Genomic DNA, 18,294 nt, shown 5'->3' with positions numbered 1-18,294 from the left:
CCGGGTGGACGGCCTGCTCGTCACCATCGAGGGCGGCGAGGGGGCCGGCAAGACCACGCAGTCCGGCCTGCTGGCGGATGCGCTCGCCGGGCGTGGCTTCGACGTGCTGCGCACCCGCGAGCCGGGCGGCGCTCCGGGGGCCGAAGCATTGCGACGCTTCCTGCTGGCCGGCGACCACCGTCTCAGCCGCCGCGCCGAGGCGATGGCGCACTACGCCGCCCGCTTCGACCATGTCGACAACACCATCCGCCCCGCCCTGGCTGCCGGGCGGATGGTGCTGTGCGATCGCTACGCCGACTCGACGCTCGCCTACCAGGGCTACGGACTGGCGCAAGGCGAGCCGGACGTGCTCGCCTTCATCGCCCGGCTGGACGCGCTGCTGGATGTCCGGCCACACCTCACGCTGGTGCTGGACGTGGCCCGTGCCGAGGGCCTGCACCGCCTGCGGCAGCGTGGCGGCGATGCCGACCGCTACGAGACGCTCGACGATGCATTCCATGAGCGCGTCGCCGCCGGCTACCGCAGCATCGCAAAAGCCCACCCGGTCCGCTGTCGCCTGATCCCGGCGGGCGGTGCGGTCGAGACCGTCCACCGGCGCATGCTGGAGGCGGTGCTCGCCGCCGTCCCGCCGGGCCGATGAGCGGCACCGCACCGCGCGAGGTTGCCAACCTGCATGGCCACGAGGCTGCCCTGGCCAGCTTCTCGCGTGCCTGGAACGCCGGCCGCCTGCACCATGCCTGGCTGATCAGCGGCGCACCCGGGATCGGCAAGGCGACGCTGGCCTACCAGCTGGCGCGGATCGTGCTCGCCGGCGACGATCCCGAAGCGGCGTCGCGGCGGATCGCTGCCGGCACCCATCCGGATCTGCTGGTCGTCGAGCGCACCGCCACCGGGGCGCGGGGGCCGGAGGACCGGCAGAAGCGCCTGCGCCAGGAGATCGTGATCGACGATGCCGCCGCCGTCGGCAGCTTCCTGCACCGTACCGCGGCGATGGGCGGCTGGCGCGTGGTGATCGTCGACGGCCTCGACCAGGCCAACCGCAGCGCCGCCAACTCGCTGCTGCGGCTGATCGAGGAGCCGCCGGCGCAGGCGCTGTTCCTGCTCACGGCCAGCGCGCCCGGCCGGGTGCTGCCGACGCTGCGCAGCCGGTGCCGGAGCCTGCGCCTGGCCGCCCTGGATGATGCCACCATGCTGGCTGCCCTGGCCGATCTGCTGCCCGATCGGGACGACGCCGACCGGAGGGCGCTGGCCACCCTGGCCCGCGGCGCCCCGGGCCGTGCCGTGCTGCTCGCCGCCGATGACGGGCTGGCGCTGTCCCGGCTGGCGACCGAGGTCCTGGAGGCCAGCCCGCGTCCGTCCGGGGCCTGGAGCTACGAGGTTGTGGACAGCGTGCTGCGTCGCGAGAACGGCTTTTCCACCTTCATCGACTTGTTGTCGGAATCCATATCGGCGAAACTCCGCGCCTCGGAGGTCATGCAGCATCGGGACGATACCGCGCCTCGGCGGCCGATCCTGCGCGACCCGCAGCTCTGGGCCGAGACCTGCAGCCAACTGGTCCGGCTGCGTGCCGAGACCGAGGCCCTGAACCTGGATCATCGCCAGTCGCTGCTGACCGGCCTGGACTTTCTGAGCAGAGTGGGCCTGTTGGGCAGACCATGACCGAACGCTATACGATCACCACCCCGATCTACTACGTGAACGGCTCGCCGCATATCGGCCACGCCTATACCTCGATCGCCGCCGACGTGATGGCGCGCTGGAACCGGCTAGACGGGCGGGACGTGTTCTTCCTGACCGGCACCGACGAGCACGGCCAGAAGGTGGAGCAGGCCGCCATTGCCGCCGGCCTGCCGCCGCAGGAGTTCGCCGATCGCGTCTCGGCCGATTTCCGCGCGATGGCGGACGCTCTGCACATCTCCTACGACGACTTCATCCGCACCACCGAGCCGCGCCATCTCGAAGCCTGTGCGGCACTCTGGCGGCGGATGCAGGAGGCCGGCCAGATCTATCTCGGCGCCTACGAGGGCTGGTACGCGCTGCGCGACGAGAGCTTCTACGGCGAGGACGAGCTGACGCTTCATCCGGATGGCAGCCGAACCGCGCCGAGCGGTGCCCCGGTCGAATGGGTGCGCGAGCCGTCCTATTTCTTCCGGCTGTCGGAGTGGCAGGACCGGCTGCTCGCGCTCTACGAGGCGAACCCCGACTTCATCGGTCCGCCGGCGCGACGCAACGAGGTGATCAGCTTCGTTCGCCAGGGGCTCAAGGACCTGTCCATCAGCCGCACCAGCTTCTCCTGGGGCGTGCCGGTGCCCGGCGATCCGGCGCATGTGATGTATGTCTGGTGCGACGCGCTGGTGAACTACATCACCGCACTCGGCTATCCCGACACCGGCAATCCGCTCTGGCGCCATTGGCCGGCCGACCTGCACCTGGTCGGCAAGGAGATCGTCCGCTTCCATGCGGTGTTCTGGCCGGCCTTCCTGATGGCGGCCGGGATCGAGCTGCCGAAGCGGGTCTATTCGCACGGCTGGTGGACCATCGACGGCGAGAAGATGAGCAAGTCGATCGGCAACGTCGTCGAGCCGCGCGCGCTGGCGGCGGAGTTCGGTGTCGATCCGGTGCGCTACTTTCTGCTGCGCGAGGTGCCGTTCGGCGGCGACGGGGATTTCAGCCGCCGCGCGCTGATCGGCCGGATGAACATCGAGCTGGCCAACGATCTGGGCAATCTCGCGCAACGCACGCTGTCGCTGGTCGCGCGCAACTGCGAGGGCCGGCTGCCGGAGCCGCAGCCGCGACAGGAGTCGGACACGACGCTGCTGGCGCAGGCCGACGCCTTGCCCGGCCTGATGCGCGAGCAGATCGCGCGGCAGGCGCTGCACGAGGCGCTGGAGGAAGCCTGGCGCGTGGTGCGCGCCGGCAACGGCTATATCGACCGCCAGGCACCGTGGGCACTCAAGCGCACCGATCCCGAGCGGATGCGCGCCGTGCTGCGTGTCCTGGTCGACACCATGCGGGTGATCGCCACCGTGCTGCAGCCCTTCATGCCGACCAGCATGGCGTCGATGCTCAACCAGCTCGGCGTACCCGCCGGGCTGCGGCAACTCGGCGACCTGTCGGCGCCCCTGCCTGGGAACACGGTGCTGCCGCCGCCGGCCGGCATCTTCCCGCGCCACGTCGAGCCTGCCGCATGAGCCTGCACATCCCATGAGCCTGATCGATTCGCACTGCCACCTCGACCGTTTCGACGCAGCCGAGCTGCCCGACCTGCTCGACCGCGCGCAGGCCGCCGGCGTCACCGGGATGGTGACCATCGGCACCCGGCTGTCCGAGGCGCCGAGGCAGATCGCGCTGGCGCGGCGCAGCCGGCCCGACCTGCCGGTCTGGTGCACGCTCGGCACCCATCCGGACCATGTGCACGAGGAGGAACTGCCCGGCCCGGACGTCCTGGCCGGGCTGGTAGAGGCGCCGGGCGTGGTCGGCATCGGCGAGTCGGGGCTCGACTACTTCCACGGCACTCCCGAGGTGCGGCCCGCTCAGCAGGACAGCTTCCGGCTGCACCTGCGTGCGGCGCGCGCCACCGGCCTGCCGCTAGTGATCCATGCGCGCGATGCGGACGACGACATGATCGGCATCCTGCGGGACGAGCACGAGCAAGGCGGCGCGTTCCCGTTCCTGCTGCACTGCTTCAGTTCCGGCCTCGAGCTGGCCCGGGCCGGTGTTGCGCTCGGCGGCTCGATCAGCTTCTCGGGCATCCTGACGTTCCCGAAGTCGCAGGCGCTGCGCGACATCGCCGCAGGCATCCCGGCGGACCGCCTGCTGGTCGAGACCGACGCCCCCTATCTTGCCCCGGTGCCTTGGCGTGGCCGCCGCAACGAGCCCGCCCATGTCTCGCACACGGCGGCGATGCTGGCCTCGGTCCGCGATCTGGAGCCGGCCGCACTTGGCGATCTCACGACCGCCAACTTCTTCAGGCTGTTCAGCCGGGCCGCGCGGTAGCTTCATGCGCGTGGTGATCCTCGGCTGCGGCGGCTCGGCCGGAGTCCCGATGCTTGGCGGCGACACCGGCCACGGCGATTTCGGCGCCTGCGATCCCGCCGAGCCGCGCAACCGTCGTACACGGTCCGCGATCGTGATCGAAGGTGACGACGGACGGCGCGTGCTGGTCGATACCGGGCCGGAGATGCGCCAGCAACTGCTGGCATGCGGCATCGGCCGTATCGACGCGCTGTTCTACACCCACGCCCATGCCGACCATGTCGCCGGACTCGACGACATCCGTGGCCTGAACCGGGTCGCGGACCGGCCACTGGAGGCCTTCGGCACCGCGCAGGTGCTCGGCGAGATCCAGAGCCGCTTCGCCTATGCGTTCCGGCCCTGGTCGCCGCCCGGCTTCTACCGTCCGGTGCTGCAGGCGCACCCGGTGACACCCGGGCCGGCCGTGATCGAGGGCATGCAGTTCGTGCTGTTCGAGCAGATACACGGCCGCAGCATCACCATCGGCCTGCGGGTCGGCGCCTTCGCCTACTCCACCGATGTGATGGAACTCGACGAGTCGGCGCTGCGCTCGCTGGAGGGAGTGGATACCTGGGTGGTCGGCTGCTTCCAGCGTGCTCCGCATCCGGCGCATGCGCATCCCGAACTGATCGTCCGGTGGGCGCGGCAGCTCGGGATCCGGCGCACGATCCTGACCCACATGGGGACCGACCTGGACTGGGCGTGGATGGCATCGAACTTGCAGCCCGGCCTGGAGCCGGCCTTCGACGGGATGCGGATCCATCTATGATCGCAAAGCCACGCCAAGTGGCGACGACACGGAATACGAGAAGTGAACGTGCAATTTAGTTGAATAGGGATTGTGCACAGCGATAGCCTCGCAAATGCCGCCGTCCCGACACTTGGTCTTGACGGTGCAATCGCGAAGGAGCCCGCTCATCACAAGGCGCCAGACAACCCGATTTTTTCACGCTTTCGAACACGGGAGCGCGAAAGGCTACGACGAATTACGCATCCTGTTCAAGAATTCGACAGGTCTGCGCTTTGCCGACGCGCCGGAAAATCGTCCTCATTGCCGAACGAGTCAAGAGCCGGCCAGGCGGTTGCAAGCGACCCTGATCCCAGCTGCGGAGACCCCCTGATGGCGCCTCTGGACGACGTCTTCTCCCTCGCCACCTCGATGCGCGAGGAACGGCGAGAAACCGAGATGAGCCTGGCGCAGTATCTTGAACTCTGCGCCGACGATCCGTCCTGCTACGCCAGCGCCGCCGAACGCATGCTGAAGGCGATCGGCGAGCCGGCCACCATCGACACCTCGCGCGACGCCCGCCTCGGCCGCGTCTTCATGAACCGGACCATCCGGGTTTATCCGGCCTTCTCGGACTTCCACGGCATGGAGGAGACGGTCGAGCGCATCGTCGGCTTCTTCCGGCACGCGGCGCAGGGACTCGAGGAGCGCAAGCAGATTCTCTACCTGCTCGGCCCGGTCGGTGGCGGCAAGTCCTCGCTCGGCGAGCGGCTGAAGTCGCTGATGGAGCGCGAGCCGATCTACGTGCTGAAGGCCGGCACCCAGATCAGCCCGGTGTTCGAAAGCCCGCTCGGGCTGTTCGACGTCGACCGCATGGCGGATGGGCTGCAGCGCCGCTACGGCATTCCGCGCCGGGTGCTGACCGGCATCGCCAGCCCGTGGGCGTTGAAACGCCTCGAGGAGTTCGACGGCGACCTGTCGCGCTTCCGGGTGGTCAAGCTGCATCCGTCCAAGCTGCGCCAGATCGCCATTGCCAAGACCGAGCCCGGCGACGACAACAACCAGGATGTCTCCGCACTGGTCGGCAAGGTCGACATCCGGCAGCTCGAAAGCTTCAGCCAGAACGACCCCGACGCCTACGGCTTCTCCGGCGGCCTCAACCGCGCCAACCAGGGGCTGCTCGAATTCGTCGAGATGTTCAAGGCGCCGATCAAGATGCTGCATCCGCTGCTCACCGCGACGCAGGAGGGCAACTATGTCGGCACCGAGAATATCGGCTCGATCCCGTTCACCGGGGTGATCCTGGCGCACTCGAACGAGGCCGAGTGGCAGACCTTCCGCAACAACCGCACCAACGAGGCCTTCCTCGACCGCGTCTGCGTCATCAAGGTGCCGTACTGCCTGCGCGTCACCGAGGAAACCCGCATCTACGAGAAGCTGATCAGCGGCTCGGCGCTCGGTGCGGCGCCGTGCGCGCCGAACACGCTGGAGATGCTCGCCCGGTTCGCGGTGCTGTCCCGCCTCAAGTCGCACGCCAACTCGTCGCAGTTCGCCAAGATGCGGGTGTATGACGGCGAGAACATCCGCGAGACCGATCCCAAGGCCAAGACCATGCAGGAGTATCGCGACTCCGCCGGCGTGGACGAGGGCATGGAGGGGATCTCGACCCGCTTCGCCTTCAAGGTGCTGTCGGGAACCTTCAACCACGATCCGACCGAGATCGCCGCCGACCCGGTGCATCTCATGTACGTGCTGGAACAGGCGGTGCGCCGCGAGCAGTTCTCGGCCGAGGTGGAAGCCGCCTACCTTGCGACGCTCAAGTCCGAACTGGCCGGCCGCTACGCGGAGTTCGTCGGCAACGAGATCCAGAAAGCCTATCTCGAGAGCTACCACGACTACGGCCAGAACGTCTTCGACCGTTACCTCGACTACGCGGACGCATGGATCGAGGATCTCGACTTCAAGGATCCCGATACCGGCCAGATGATGAGCCGCGACCTGCTCAATGCCGAGCTCACCAAGATCGAGAAGCCGGCCGGCATCGCCAACCCGAAGGATTTCCGCAACGAGGTGGTGAAGTTCTCGCTGCGGGCGAGGGCACAGAATGGCGGCGCCAACCCGTCCTGGATCTCCTACGAGAAGGTGCGGGACGTCATCGAGAAGCGCATGTTCAGCCAGCTCGAGGACCTGCTGCCGGTGATCAGCTTCGGCTCCAAGAAGGACGGCGAGAGCGAGAAGAAGCACGCACAGTTCGTCGAGCGGATGATTGCCCGCGGCTACACGGAGCGCCAGGTCCGGCGCCTCGTCGAGTGGTACATGCGTGTGAAGCAGTCGGCCTGATGGCCGGTCGCGTGAAGAAGTCTGGGTAAGGTCGGGAACTCGCTGAAAAGTGGATATCATTGATCGTCGGCCAAACCCGCACGGCAAGAACCTCGAGAACCGTCAGCGGGTTCTGAACAAGGCGCGTGATGCGGTGCAGCGTGCCGCACGCGATGCCGTGGCATCCGGCAAGTTGCGCGAGGTCGCCCAGGGAAGCGCGATCTCGATCCCGTCGGATGCGCTGCACGAACCGAGCTTCCAGCGCGTCTTCACCGGCGGCTCGCGCGACATCGTGCTGTCCGGCAACAAGGTGTTCTCGCGCGGCGACCGCATCCAGCGCCCGCCCGGCGGCAAGGGTGGCGGTGGCGGCGGGGCAGGGGAGGCAGGCGAGAGCGGCGGCGGCGAGGACAGCTTCCGCTTCGTATTGACCCGCGACGAGTTCCTCGATCTGTTCTTCGACGATCTCGAACTGCCGGATCTTGTCAAGCGCGAGATCACCACGACCGAGACGATGGCGAGCACCCGTGCGGGCCTCGCCAGCGAAGGCTCGCCTTCGCAACTCGATCTCGGCCGGACCATGCGCTACTCGATGGCGCGGCGGATCGGCCTGCGCCGTCCGAAGACGGAGACCGTGCGCGAGCTCGAGGCTCGCATCGCGCTCCTCGAGGACGAGGCGCCGGGTGGCGAGGAACTAACGGCGCTGCGGGCGGAACTGGCGCTGGCGCTGCGCCGCTTGAACCGCATCCCCTGGGTCGACCCGGTCGACCTGCGCTATCGCCGCTTCACCCAGACCCCGAAGCCGTCGGCGCGCGCGGTGATGTTCTGCCTGATGGATGTCTCCGGCTCGATGACCGAGCGCATGAAGGACCTCGCCAAGCAGTTCTTCCTGCTGCTGCACGTGTTCCTCGAGCGTCGGCACAAGCAGGTCGACGTGGTGTTCATCCGCCACGCCGAAGCCGCCGAGGAGGTCGACGAGGAGAAGTTCTTCACCGATCCGCGCACCGGCGGCACCATCGTCTCGTCCGCGCTGCACGAGATGATCAAGATCCAGAAGGCGCGCTATCCGGTGTCCGGCTGGAACATCTACGTGGCGCAGGCGTCCGACGGCGACAATTCCGCATCCGACACGCCGAAATCCTGCCTGCTGCTGCAGGAGACCATCCTGCCGATCGTGCAGTACTACGCCTATATCGAGATCGTCGGGTCCGGCGCCATCATCCGCGGCGAGACCGATCTGTGGCGCGGCTACAAGCGCGTGGCGGAGAGCATGGATCAGCTGGTCATGCGACAGGTCGCGGAGAAGCGGGACATCTTTCCGGTGTTCCGCGACCTGTTCGCCCGACGCGCGGAGGCATCGCCATGAACCACATTCCCGGTCTGCCGATCGCCGGCGGCGGGCGGCGCTCCGAGGCAGGCGGCGGCTTGCTCTACCAGGGTGCAGACTGGAGCTTCGATACGCTCCGCAACAGCTATGACGCCATCGAGCGCATCGCTGCCGAGGAACTCAAGCTCGAGATCTATCCCAACCGCATCGAGGTGATCACCGCCGAGCAGATGCTCGACGTCTACACCTCGCACGGCATGCCGCTGATCTATAAGCACTGGTCTTTCGGCAAGCGCTTCGTTGGCCACGAGAACGCCTACCGCCGTGGCCTGATGGGCCTCGCCTACGAGGTGGTGATCAACTCAAGTCCCTGCATCAGCTATCTGATGGAGGAGAACAGCGCCACCATGCAGGCACTGGTGATTGCCCATGCAGCGTTCGGGCATAACCATTTCTTCCGCAACAACCGCATCTTCCGGGAATGGACCGATCCGTCCGGAATTCTCGACTATCTCGAATTCGCCCGGTCCTATATCGCGCGCTGCGAGGAACGCCACGGCATGCGCGCCGTCGAGCGCATCCTCGACGCCGCGCACGCGTTGCAGAACCAGGGCGTCCACCGTCATTCCGGGGCCAAGCTGATCGACCTGAAGGCCGAGCAGCAGCGCGACCGCGAGCGTCGCGAGCATGAGGAGCGCAGCTTCAACGATCTCTGGCGTACGCTGCCGAACGGCAAGACGGTCGCCGCTTCCGACACCCAGAGCGAGCGTCGCCGCCGGCTCGGCCTGCCCGAGGAGAACCTGCTCTACTTCCTCGAAAAGAACGCGCCGAAGCTGGCGCCGTGGGAGAGGGAGGTGATCCGTATCGTCCGGCTGATCGCACAGTATTTCTATCCGCAGCCGCAGGCCAAGATGATGAACGAGGGGTGCGCCACCTGGGTGCATTCCGAGATCATGTCCCGCCTGCACGAGCAGGGCCGCATCGACGATGCCGCCTATCTCGAGGTGATCCACTCCACCACCAACGTCATCACCCAGCCCGGCTTCGACCAGGGCGGCGGTGGCAGCTTCAACCCGTACGCACTCGGCTACGCGATGATGAGCGACATCGCCAGGGTCTGCACCGATCCCACCGACGAGGACCGGCGCTGGTTCCCCGACATCGCCGGCAACAATGACGCCGTCGGCACGCTGAAGCACGCCTGGTCGGAATATCGCGACGAGAGCTTCATCCTGCAGTTCCTGTCGCCTGCGGTGATGCGCCGGTTCCGCATGTTCCGGCTGCTCGACGACGTCTCCAAGCCGTATCTGCTGGTCGACGACATCCATGACGAGGCTGGCTACCGCGAAATCCGCCGGGCGCTTGCGCGCAGCTACGACCCGAGCCACTTCTATGCCGACATCGAGATCGTCGATCTCGACCTGTCGGGCGATCGCTGTCTGCGGCTGGAGCATCGCACCCGCGCGGGCCATCTCCTGGCCGAGCAGGATGCCCGCGCCTCGCTGCGCCATCTCGCCGAGTTGTGGGGCTACGAGGTCAAGCTGATCGAGCTCGACCCGCAGACCGACACCGTGCTCGCGACCCACACCGCGGCGCCGCTCCGGGTCTGACCAGCAACAGTTGGGGTTGACACCCGGCAGGCGTGTTTGTTTTCCATACGCAATGGAATCCACCCTGCAGATTGCCGTGCGGCCGGCCGGTGCCCGGACCTGGATCACGCCGGGCGACAGGCTCGCGATCGGCCTGGTCGGCTGCCTCGGCATCATCGACTGGCTTTGGTGCCAGCGGGCAGGGCTTGCGTTCACCGGCTGGCCCAGGATCCTGGGCGCCGTCGGGCTGGCCCTGGTGCTTCGCCTTGTCTACTGCACCGCGCGCCGCAACGCTCCGATCGCGGAGATGGCGCTCTATACCGGCCTCTGGATCCTGTTCACCGCCTTCGGGGCCATCCTGACCTACCTGGGCGCCGCCCTGGCCGAACCGCTGAGCGATGCCGGCTTCACCCAAGCCGATGCCTGGCTCGGCTTCCAGTGGCTCGACTGGGTGCGCTTCGTGCAGGACCGGCCGCTGTTCAAGATCGTGCTGGAGATCGCCTACGACAGTCTGATGGCGCAGATCGTCGGGTCGATCATCCTGTTTGCGCTGCTGCGTGATCGTCGCCGCAATGCCGGCCTGCTGCTGTCGATCGTCGCCGGCTTGTGCATCACCACCGCGCTGTTCACCTGGCTCCCGGCGCTGGGTCCGTGCGTCGCGTCGGGCCGCGCGGCCGACTTTCCGTATCTCGACGCCTTGCTGAGGCTTCGTCGCGCAAGCCAGCACTCCTACGATCTCGGTGCGATGCAGGGCATCATCTCGTTCCCGTCGTTCCACGCGACGTTGGCGGTGCTGCTGGCGGCAGCGCATCGTGGCATACGCTGGTCGTTCCCGCTGATCGGCTGCCTCAACCTGCTGATGCTGGTATCCATCGCGCCGATCGGCGGCCACTACCTGACCGACATACTCGGCGGGATCGTGGTTGCCGCCATCGCCTGGCTCATCGTCCGGCGCCTGCTGCCTGATGTCGAGTTGGCATAATATTCATTATACGACATGCCGATGCGGCGGTGCCAGTTGACATTCCGGCGCTATCGCGGCGTTCAGGACGCATGAGCGAACAAGACCAGACCCGCCGGCTGCTGGACATCATGGCGGCCCTGCGCGACCCGGTCACCGGCTGTCCGTGGGACCGCGAGCAGGACTTCGCCAGCATCGCGCCCTACACCATCGAGGAAGCCTGCGAGGTCGCCGATGCCATCGCGCGCGACGATCTCGAGGCACTCCCGGACGAGCTCGGCGACCTGCTGCTGCAGGTCGTCTACCATTCCCGGCTCGCCGAGGAACGCGGCCTGTTCGACTATGCCGACGTGGCGCGGACCATCGCGGACAAGATGGTGCGCCGCCATCCGCATGTGTTCGGTGACGAGACGGTGGCGCCCGGCTTCTGGGAAGCCAGCAAGGCTGCGGAGCGTCGCCATCGCAAGGTCGATGGCGCCCTGGCCGGAGTCGCCGTGACACTCCCTGCCCTGGCCCGCGCCGGCAAGCTCAGCGCCCGCGCCGCCAGGGTCGGCTTCGATTGGCCCGACGCCCCGCGCATCCTCGACAAGCTCGACGAGGAAATCGCCGAGCTGCGTGCCGAACTGCCCCGGCCGGACCGCAACGCCGATCCCGCCCGCATCGCGGATGAACTCGGCGACGTCCTGTTCACAGTCGCCAACTTGGCGCGCAAGCTCGGCATCGATCCGGAAGCCTGCCTGCGTCAGGCCAACGAGAAGTTCACTCGCCGCTTCGAAGCGATGGAGCAAATTGCTGAAGCTGCAGGAAACTCATTCGCCGATCTCGACCTGGAGGCGATGGAAGAGCTCTGGCGAGCCATCAAGTCCCGAAAGAACCCCTGACCTGATCGCCGGCCACTATTCCCCGAACAGCGTATCGTGCAGCGCCTGCCAGCTGGCCCGGTCCGGCGCATAGAGCAGCCCGCCATCGAGGTCGGTCGGCCGATACGGCGAGCCGTCGAAATGCGCGCTGTAGCCACCGGCTTCCTGGTGCAGCAGCCAGCCGGGCAGATGATCCCACGGCATCAGCCGGTTGAAGATCAGGAAGTGGCAATGTCCGGAGGCCAGGACCCGGTACTCGTGCGCCGCGCAGCGATAGTCCCAGCTGGCTGCCACCTTGGTCAGGTTGCGCGCCACCCGGTCGCGCACCGCCATCGGCAGGTAGCGCCAGGACGCGTTGCCGGTCATGTTGCCGGGCGCCACCACGCTGGCGACCCGCAGCTGCTGGCGTGACCCGTCGGCTGCCTCGCTCCAGGCGCCCTCGCCACGCACCGCCACCGCGCTATGGTCGGTGATCGGGTCGTGGATCACCGAGGCGACCACCTCGCCCCCACTAACCACCGCCGCCATCACCCCGAACAGCGGCACCCCGGCGGCATAGTTCGAAGTGCCGTCGATCGGATCGACCACGATAGCCAGCTCCGCCTGCGCCAGGCGCCCGAGCACCGTCTCGTCGCTGGCACAGGCCTCCTCGCCGATCACCACCGCACCGGGAAACAGCCGCGTCAGGCCGGAGGTGATCAGCGCCTCGGCGGCCTCGTCGGCGACCGTCACCAGGTCGAGCGGCCCGGACTTGCTGCGTATCGCGCCGTCCTCGAGGTTGCGGAACCGCGGCAGGATCTCGGCACGCGCCGCCGCCCGTAGCAGCTGCGTCAGTTCCGCCGTCTCCTTGACTGAAAACATATCCTCGCCCGCCCTTGTCGCTCGGCCATCCGCCGCCGCTTCCCGCTGGTTCCTGAACGCGCCGGAGCCGCGTCAGGTCGCAGCTTCATCGTGTGTCGCCCGATCGCGGATCACGGCTCGATTCTGGTCCTCGAATCTCGCGAGGTCGGCCGGCAGCAGCCGCACCTCGATCGACACGCGTTCCTCGCCATCCTCGCGCGACAGCACCTCGCCATGCGCATACAGCCAGGCCAGCGCTGCGCCGTCGCTGACCGCGATATCGTAGGCGGCGAAGCGCATCGCCCCGATCAGGCGGCGGTCGATCTCCGCCTGCAGCGCATCGAGTCCCGCTCCGGTGACCGCCGAGATCACCACCGCCGCCTCACGATGCGGCACGTTGCCGATGCCGCCCAGCAGATCCGCCTTGTTCAGCACCTCGACCGAGAAGTCCGGCCAGTTCGAAGGCAGCGTGTCGTCCTGCGCCAGGCCCTCCAGCACCGCGATGACGTCCTGCCGCTGCGCCATGCTGTCGGGGTGGGCCACGTCGCGCACATGCAGGATGATGTCGGCTTCCGAGACCTCCTCCAGCGTGGCGCGGAACGCCGCCACCAGCTCGGTCGGCAGCTCGCTGATGAACCCCACCGTATCCGACAGGATGACCCGCCGCCCGGACGGCAGCCGCAGCCCTCGCATGGTCGGGTCCAGCGTCGCGAACAGCTGGTCCTCGGCATGCACCGTGGCTCCGGTGAGCGCATTGAACAACGTCGACTTGCCGGCATTGGTGTAGCCGACCAGCGCCACCACCGGGAACGGCACCCGCCGCCTCGCCTCGCGATGCAGCCCGCGTGTCCGGCGCACCTGCTCCAGGTCGCGCTTGAGCCGTACGATGCGGTCGGTGATCAGCCGCCGGTCGGCCTCGATCTGGGTCTCGCCGGGCCCACCCAGGAAGCCGAAGCCGCCGCGCTGCCGCTCCAGATGGGTCCAGGACCGCACCAGCCGGCTGCGCTGGTACTCGAGATGCGCCAGCTCGACCTGCAGCGTGCCTTCGCGGGTCGCCGCCCGCTCGCCGAAGATGTCCAGGATCAGGCCGGTGCGGTCGATCACCTTGCAGTCCAGCGCACGCTCCAGGTTGCGCTGTTGCACCGGCGTCAGGCGGGCATCGATGATCGCGACGGTGACATGGTCCGTCACCAGCTGGTCATGCAGCGCCGCAACCTGCCCGCTGCCGAGCAGCGTGGCAGGCTGGCGGGCCCGCAGGGGCAGCACGGCCTGCCGCACCACCACCAGCCCGATGGAGGCGGCCAGTCCAACCGCCTCCTCCAGCCTGGCCTCCGCCGCCCTTACATCGTCCCGCCTGCCGTCCTCGCGTGCCTCGAGCCGCATCCAGGGCAGGATGACGGCGGCAAGCGTCGGACGGCGGGCAGCCTCAGAAGATGTCACCGGCCGGTGCACCCTCCCTGGTCCCGGTAGCGGCTCCGGCGACCGCGGGCGCAGCGGCTTCGGCCTTGCTCTGGTCGAACAGCGCGATCGGCGCCGACGGCATCACCGTGCTGATCGCGTGCTTGTAGACCAGCTGGGTATGACCGTCACGCCGCAGCAGCACGGAGAAGTTATCGAACCAGGTTATGATGCCCTGCAGCTTGACGCCGTTGACCAGGAAGATGGTGACCGGCGTCTTTGATCGCCGGACATGGTTCAGGAACACGTCCTGAACGTTCTGAGATGGGTCTTTTGCCACGACCGAGCCTTTATCTTCTTGTTGAGGCAGCCATTCCGGCTGCCCGTTCTTGCGAACGGATCACCGGGCCGACCGGCCCGGCATCACCAGCTGCAAAGTAACAGCAGGCTCACGCACGGCAAGCCATGTGACCGTCCGGTCAGGCGCCCCGATCGTCCGAGTTGACGCCGAGCTGCTTCAGCTTGCGATGCAGCGCGCTGCGCTCCATGCCCACGAACCCCGCCGTCCGGCTGATGTTGCCGCCGAAGCGGAGCAGCTGCGCCTGCAGGTACTGGGTCTCGAACAGGTCGCGTGCCTCGCGCAACGGCAGCCCCATCACATCGGCCGCCGGGTCGAACTTGAGCAGGGCGGGTGCGCCCTGGCCGATCGAGGGCGGCAGCATCTCGGCGCGGATCGGCTCGTTGCTGCTGCCCGGCGCCATGATCAGCAGCCAGTCCATGGTGTTGCGCAGCTCGCGCGCGTTGCCCGGCCAGTCGTAGCTCTGCAGCGCGGCCATCGCGTCCGCCGACAGCTCGCGCGCCGGCAGTCCGGCATTCTCCGCCGAGCGGCCCAGGAACATGCGTGCAAGTTCCGGGATGTCGTCGCGGCGCTCGCGCAGGCTGGGGATACGAAGCGGCACCACCGCCAGACGGTAGTAGAGATCCTCGCGGAAGCGTCCCGCCGCGATCTCCGCCTGGAGGTCGCGATTGGTGGTCGCCAGCACCCGGACGTCCACCTTCACCCGCGTCGAGCCACCGATCCGCTCGAACGTCTGGTCCTGCAGAGCCCGCACGATCTTGCCCTGCGTCTCGATCGGCATATCGGCTACTTCGTCGAGCAGCAGGGTGCCGCCGTGCGCCCGCTCCAGCACGCCGGTACGCCGCCCGAAGCCCTGCCCCACGCTCTGGCCGCCGCCCACCGCCTCGGCATTGCTCTCCAGCCCGAACAACTCCTCCTCGAATCGCCCGGGCGCCAGGGTCGCGCAGTTGAGTGCGATGAACGGCCCGTCGGCGCGGCGTGAGCGTGCGTGGATCATGCGCGCCGCCACCTCCTTGCCGGCCCCGGCGGCCCCGGAGATCAGCACGCGCGAGCCGGTCGGCGCCACCCGCTCGACCTGCGCCCTGACCGCGGTCATCAGCTGGCTTTCGCCGCGCAGCATGGTGTCGGGTCCGGCACGCAGCCGCAGCTCGGCATTCTCGCGTGCCAGCCGCGCCGCCTCGAGGGCGCGCCGCACCACCAGCAGCAGCCGGTCGGTCTGGAACGGCTTCTCGATGAAATCGTAGGCGCCATGCTGCAGGGCTGCCACCGCCGTCTCGATGGTGCCGTGCCCGGAGATCATCACCGTGGGCACGTCCGGCTCCTCGCCCTGCATCGCCTTCAGGATGCCGAGACCGTCCAGCCGCGAACCCTGCAGCCAGACATCCAGGATCACCAGCGACGGCCTGCGTGCCCGGAAGGCCGCGATAGCGCTATCAGAGTCCGCCGCAAGCCGCGTCTCGTAGCCCTCGTCGCGCAGCAGCCCCTCGATCAGCAGGCGGATATCCGGCTCGTCGTCGACGATGAGGATTTCATTCGCCATGGGCGACGCCTTCGGCACGTGTTGCAGGCAAATTCAAGACCGCTATCGCTCCTCTACCGCCGGGCCGGTCGTCCAGGGTCACGGATCCGCCGTGGTCCTCCATGATCTTCTTGACTATGGCAAGCCCCAGACCGGTGCCTTTCGGCTTGTGCGTCACATAAGGCTCCATCAGCCGCTGGCGTTCCTGCTGCGGCAGGCCGACACCATCATCGGCGATGGAAATCGACACCTCCCGGCCGTCGGGCTTCAGCGCGATCCATATCCTGCCGCGCACCGCGTCCGGCGCCGGCTCGCCCGGACCGCCAACCGCCCCCTGGGCTGCGGCTGCTCCCTCCGTCACGGTGGCAGGACCATCGGCGACCGCGCGCGCCGCTGCCGGCAGCATCGCGATCCCGTCCGCCGCATTCTGCAGCAGGTTGGTCATCGCCTGGCCAAGCAGCCTGCGGTCGCAGGCGACGATCGGTCCACGATCCGGCAGGTCGGTCTCGAACACGATGTCGGGGTGCGCGCTGCGCTGCAGGATCAGCGCCTCGCGCACGATGCGCGACAGATCCTCCGGCTTGATCAGCGGCTGCGGCATGCGCGCGAACGCCGAGAACTCGTCCACCATGCGACCGATGTCCCCGACATGACGCACGATGGTGTCGGCACACTGGCTGAACGTCTCCGGATCGGAGGTGATCTCGCGCAGGAAGCGGCGCTTCAGGCGCTCGGCCGAGAGCTGGATCGGGGTCAGCGGGTTCTTGATCTCGTGCGCGATGCGTCGCGCGACGTCCGCCCAGGCCGCCTTGCGCTGCGCCGACTGCAGCTCGGTGATGTCGTCGAAGGTCACCACATAGCCCTCGGTCACCGCGCCCTTCATCTCCGGCCCGATCCGCACCAGCAGGGTACGCCGCCCGCTCTGCACTTCCGCGGTCTGCAGCTCGGCGGTCTGCGGGCGTGCCGGGCTCTGCCGCGCCTGTGCCAGCAGCGGCTTGAACTCGGGCACCAGATCGGCCAGCGGCCGTCCGACCGCCTCCATCAGGTCGAAGCCGAGCAGCGTCCCGGCGGCGCGGTTCGGCAGCTCGACGCGCTGCTCGGCATCGAGCCCGATCACTCCCGCCGACACGCCGGAGAGCACCGCCTCGGTGAAGCGCCGCCGCTCGTTGATCTGGCTGTAGGCCACCATCAGCTCGCCACGCTGCGAGGCCAGCTGGTCGGTCATCCGGTTGAACGCCCGCGACAGCCCGGACAGCTCGTCCTCGCGTCCCGCCTCCGGCACCCGCACCCCGAGATCACCCTCCCGCACCCGCTCGGCCGCCAGGATCAGCAGGCCCACCGGCCGGGCGATCTGGTTCGCCAGCACCAGCCCGATCAGCACCGCGGAGGCCAGCACCAGCAATGCCACCAGGGCAAAGATCATCACGAAGGTGAACTGCACCCAGGAGCGGTTATGGTCGAGCCGGTTGTACTCGGCGACCACCCGCTGGGTCTTGCGCATGTGCTCCAGGATCACCGGATCGACCGGCCGGGTGATCGCCAGCATGGTCTTGTAGCGCGCGTCGCTCAGGCTGAGATCGACCACAGCGGTGACCGAGCGGCCGTCCGGGCTATCCTGGATTGCGACATCGCCGGATCGCGCCAGCAGCACCGCGGCCGGCGGCGGCAGCGCCACGCCCAGGCCCAGCACGCTGTTGGAGGCCAGGATCTGGTTGTTCGAGGGATCGAAGATCACCGCCTCGGTCAGGCCGCGCAGGTACATCTGTTCGGACAGGAACTGGCTCAGATCGTGCGGATCAAGGTAGAAGATCGCTCCGTTCTGCGTCACGTCGCCGGCCATCTTGAGCGCATCGATGCGGATGTTGCTGTTGTGTTCGGCGAGATAACCGGTAGACGCCTGCAGCGCCTCGTCGAGCGCCACCCGCACCCGGTCGCTGAACCAGAGCTGGATGCCAAGATGGAAGAAGGCCGCCGCGAACACCGCCACCAGCGTGGTCGGCACCACAGCCACGACCCCGAACAGCAGCACCAGGCGCACGTGCAGCCGGGACCCGGCGAGACCGCGCCTGCGTTCGCCGAGCACGCCGGCCAGGCGCGTGAACAGCGCGCCGGCCAGCAGCAGCAGCACCACCAGGTTGAGACCGAACAGCGCGATCTCGATCTTCGGCCGTCGCGCCAGGATCATGCCGCCGGACAGCTCGGAGAAGGTGGCGATGCCGAGAGCCAGCGCGATGGCGGCGAGCACGAAGGTGCCGATCCGGCTCATCAGCAGCTCACGCAGGCGCCTCGGCAGCCTGGGAAAACGCCCGAACTCGCGCCGCAGGCCGTCAGGCAGGCTGACCGTCATAGCCCTCCCGACTGCCTATCATGTGGCAGGGCGCCGCG

The 18,294-nt window shown here is 68.0% G+C and carries 15 protein-coding genes; 10 read left to right on the top strand and 5 right to left on the bottom strand.

Translation table 11 applies throughout. From position 1 onward, the window contains the following. Nucleotides 1-4 precede the first annotated feature (4 nt). The 10 genes from tmk (at nucleotide 5) to mazG (ending at nucleotide 11,815) form a co-directional block, all read left to right on the top strand. Nucleotides 5-640: a dTMP kinase gene (gene tmk, locus FE263_RS11550; RefSeq protein WP_138326125.1), complete on the top strand. Its 636-nt coding sequence runs from the start codon at nucleotides 5-7 to the stop codon at nucleotides 638-640. Beyond that, complete coding sequence (locus FE263_RS11545; protein WP_138326124.1) at nucleotides 637-1,659, top strand: DNA polymerase III subunit delta'; 1,023 nt, start codon at nucleotides 637-639, stop codon at nucleotides 1,657-1,659. The genes tmk and FE263_RS11545 overlap by 4 nt, the downstream gene beginning before the upstream one ends. Then, nucleotides 1,656-3,191, top strand: a complete 1,536-nt coding sequence (metG, locus tag FE263_RS11540) for a methionine--tRNA ligase (RefSeq protein WP_138326123.1) — start codon at nucleotides 1,656-1,658, stop codon at nucleotides 3,189-3,191. Before FE263_RS11545 ends, metG begins: the two co-directional genes overlap by 4 nt. Nucleotides 3,192-3,204: 13 nt before the next feature. Further along, nucleotides 3,205-3,996: a TatD family hydrolase gene (locus FE263_RS11535; protein WP_138326122.1), complete on the top strand. Its 792-nt coding sequence runs from the start codon at nucleotides 3,205-3,207 to the stop codon at nucleotides 3,994-3,996. 4 nt (nucleotides 3,997-4,000) lie between these two features. After that, on the top strand, nucleotides 4,001-4,783 hold the full coding sequence (locus FE263_RS11530) for an MBL fold metallo-hydrolase (protein WP_138326121.1): 783 nt from the start codon (nucleotides 4,001-4,003) through the stop codon (nucleotides 4,781-4,783). 351 nt (nucleotides 4,784-5,134) lie between these two features. Further along, entirely contained in the window at nucleotides 5,135-7,081 is a 1,947-nt protein-coding gene (locus tag FE263_RS11525; RefSeq protein ID WP_138326120.1) for a PrkA family serine protein kinase, read from the top strand. Nucleotides 7,082-7,130: 49 nt separating this feature from the next. Next, nucleotides 7,131-8,423, top strand: a complete 1,293-nt coding sequence (locus FE263_RS11520; protein WP_138326119.1) for a YeaH/YhbH family protein — start codon at nucleotides 7,131-7,133, stop codon at nucleotides 8,421-8,423. Beyond that, a complete protein-coding gene (locus FE263_RS11515; RefSeq protein ID WP_138326118.1) occupies nucleotides 8,420-9,994 on the top strand; it encodes a SpoVR family protein in 1,575 nt (524 codons plus the stop codon). Before FE263_RS11520 ends, FE263_RS11515 begins: the two co-directional genes overlap by 4 nt. A gap of 52 nt (nucleotides 9,995-10,046) precedes the next feature. Then, entirely contained in the window at nucleotides 10,047-10,955 is a 909-nt protein-coding gene (locus tag FE263_RS11510) for a phosphatase PAP2 family protein (protein ID WP_138326117.1), read from the top strand. Between the two features lie 71 nt (nucleotides 10,956-11,026). After that, nucleotides 11,027-11,815 (top strand): nucleoside triphosphate pyrophosphohydrolase, encoded by a 789-nt coding sequence (mazG, locus tag FE263_RS11505; RefSeq protein ID WP_138326116.1) that lies wholly within the window; start codon nucleotides 11,027-11,029, stop codon nucleotides 11,813-11,815. A gap of 15 nt (nucleotides 11,816-11,830) precedes the next feature. Here mazG and FE263_RS11500 read toward each other — a convergent pair whose 3' ends face one another. The 5 genes from FE263_RS11500 to FE263_RS11480 form a co-directional block, all read right to left on the bottom strand. Beyond that, nucleotides 11,831-12,655 (bottom strand): inositol monophosphatase family protein, encoded by an 825-nt coding sequence (locus FE263_RS11500; RefSeq protein ID WP_138326115.1) that lies wholly within the window; start codon nucleotides 12,653-12,655, stop codon nucleotides 11,831-11,833. A gap of 72 nt (nucleotides 12,656-12,727) precedes the next feature. Further along, complete coding sequence (gene hflX / locus FE263_RS11495) at nucleotides 12,728-14,017, bottom strand: GTPase HflX (RefSeq protein ID WP_138326332.1); 1,290 nt, start codon at nucleotides 14,015-14,017, stop codon at nucleotides 12,728-12,730. A 43-nt stretch (nucleotides 14,018-14,060) separates the two neighbouring features. After that, on the bottom strand, nucleotides 14,061-14,372 hold the full coding sequence (hfq, locus tag FE263_RS11490) for an RNA chaperone Hfq (RefSeq protein ID WP_138326114.1): 312 nt from the start codon (nucleotides 14,370-14,372) through the stop codon (nucleotides 14,061-14,063). A 139-nt stretch (nucleotides 14,373-14,511) separates the two neighbouring features. Further along, the gene (ntrX, locus tag FE263_RS11485) at nucleotides 14,512-15,930 is read right to left on the bottom strand and encodes a nitrogen assimilation response regulator NtrX (RefSeq protein ID WP_138326113.1); all 1,419 of its coding nucleotides are present in this window, start codon (nucleotides 15,928-15,930) and stop codon (nucleotides 14,512-14,514) included. Next, nucleotides 15,920-18,175, bottom strand: a complete 2,256-nt coding sequence (locus FE263_RS11480; protein ID WP_240759473.1) for a sensor histidine kinase NtrY-like — start codon at nucleotides 18,173-18,175, stop codon at nucleotides 15,920-15,922. Before FE263_RS11480 ends, ntrX begins: the two co-directional genes overlap by 11 nt. Nucleotides 18,176-18,294 lie beyond the last annotated feature (119 nt).

Source organism: Lichenicoccus roseus (assembly GCF_005844085.1).
Taxonomy (GTDB): domain Bacteria; phylum Pseudomonadota; class Alphaproteobacteria; order Acetobacterales; family Acetobacteraceae; genus Lichenicoccus; species Lichenicoccus roseus.
The sequence above is the reverse complement of the archived record's forward strand: the minus strand, read 5'-3'. Positions and strand labels throughout refer to the sequence as shown.

Coding starts and splice junctions, on each gene's coding strand:
- FE263_RS11545 (WP_138326124.1), top strand. CDS start 637: ATGAGCGGCACCGCACCGCGCGAGGTTGCCAACCTGCATGGCCACGAG.
- FE263_RS11480 (WP_240759473.1), bottom strand. CDS start 18,175: ATGAGCCGGATCGGCACCTTCGTGCTCGCCGCCATCGCGCTGGCTCTC.
- FE263_RS11530 (WP_138326121.1), top strand. CDS start 4,001: ATGCGCGTGGTGATCCTCGGCTGCGGCGGCTCGGCCGGAGTCCCGATG.
- FE263_RS11535 (WP_138326122.1), top strand. CDS start 3,205: ATGAGCCTGATCGATTCGCACTGCCACCTCGACCGTTTCGACGCAGCC.
- FE263_RS11525 (WP_138326120.1), top strand. CDS start 5,135: ATGGCGCCTCTGGACGACGTCTTCTCCCTCGCCACCTCGATGCGCGAG.
- ntrX (WP_138326113.1), bottom strand. CDS start 15,930: ATGGCGAATGAAATCCTCATCGTCGACGACGAGCCGGATATCCGCCTG.
- hflX (WP_138326332.1), bottom strand. CDS start 14,017: ATGCGGCTCGAGGCACGCGAGGACGGCAGGCGGGACGATGTAAGGGCG.
- FE263_RS11510 (WP_138326117.1), top strand. CDS start 10,047: ATGGAATCCACCCTGCAGATTGCCGTGCGGCCGGCCGGTGCCCGGACC.
- metG (WP_138326123.1), top strand. CDS start 1,656: ATGACCGAACGCTATACGATCACCACCCCGATCTACTACGTGAACGGC.
- FE263_RS11500 (WP_138326115.1), bottom strand. CDS start 12,655: ATGTTTTCAGTCAAGGAGACGGCGGAACTGACGCAGCTGCTACGGGCG.
- FE263_RS11515 (WP_138326118.1), top strand. CDS start 8,420: ATGAACCACATTCCCGGTCTGCCGATCGCCGGCGGCGGGCGGCGCTCC.
- mazG (WP_138326116.1), top strand. CDS start 11,027: ATGAGCGAACAAGACCAGACCCGCCGGCTGCTGGACATCATGGCGGCC.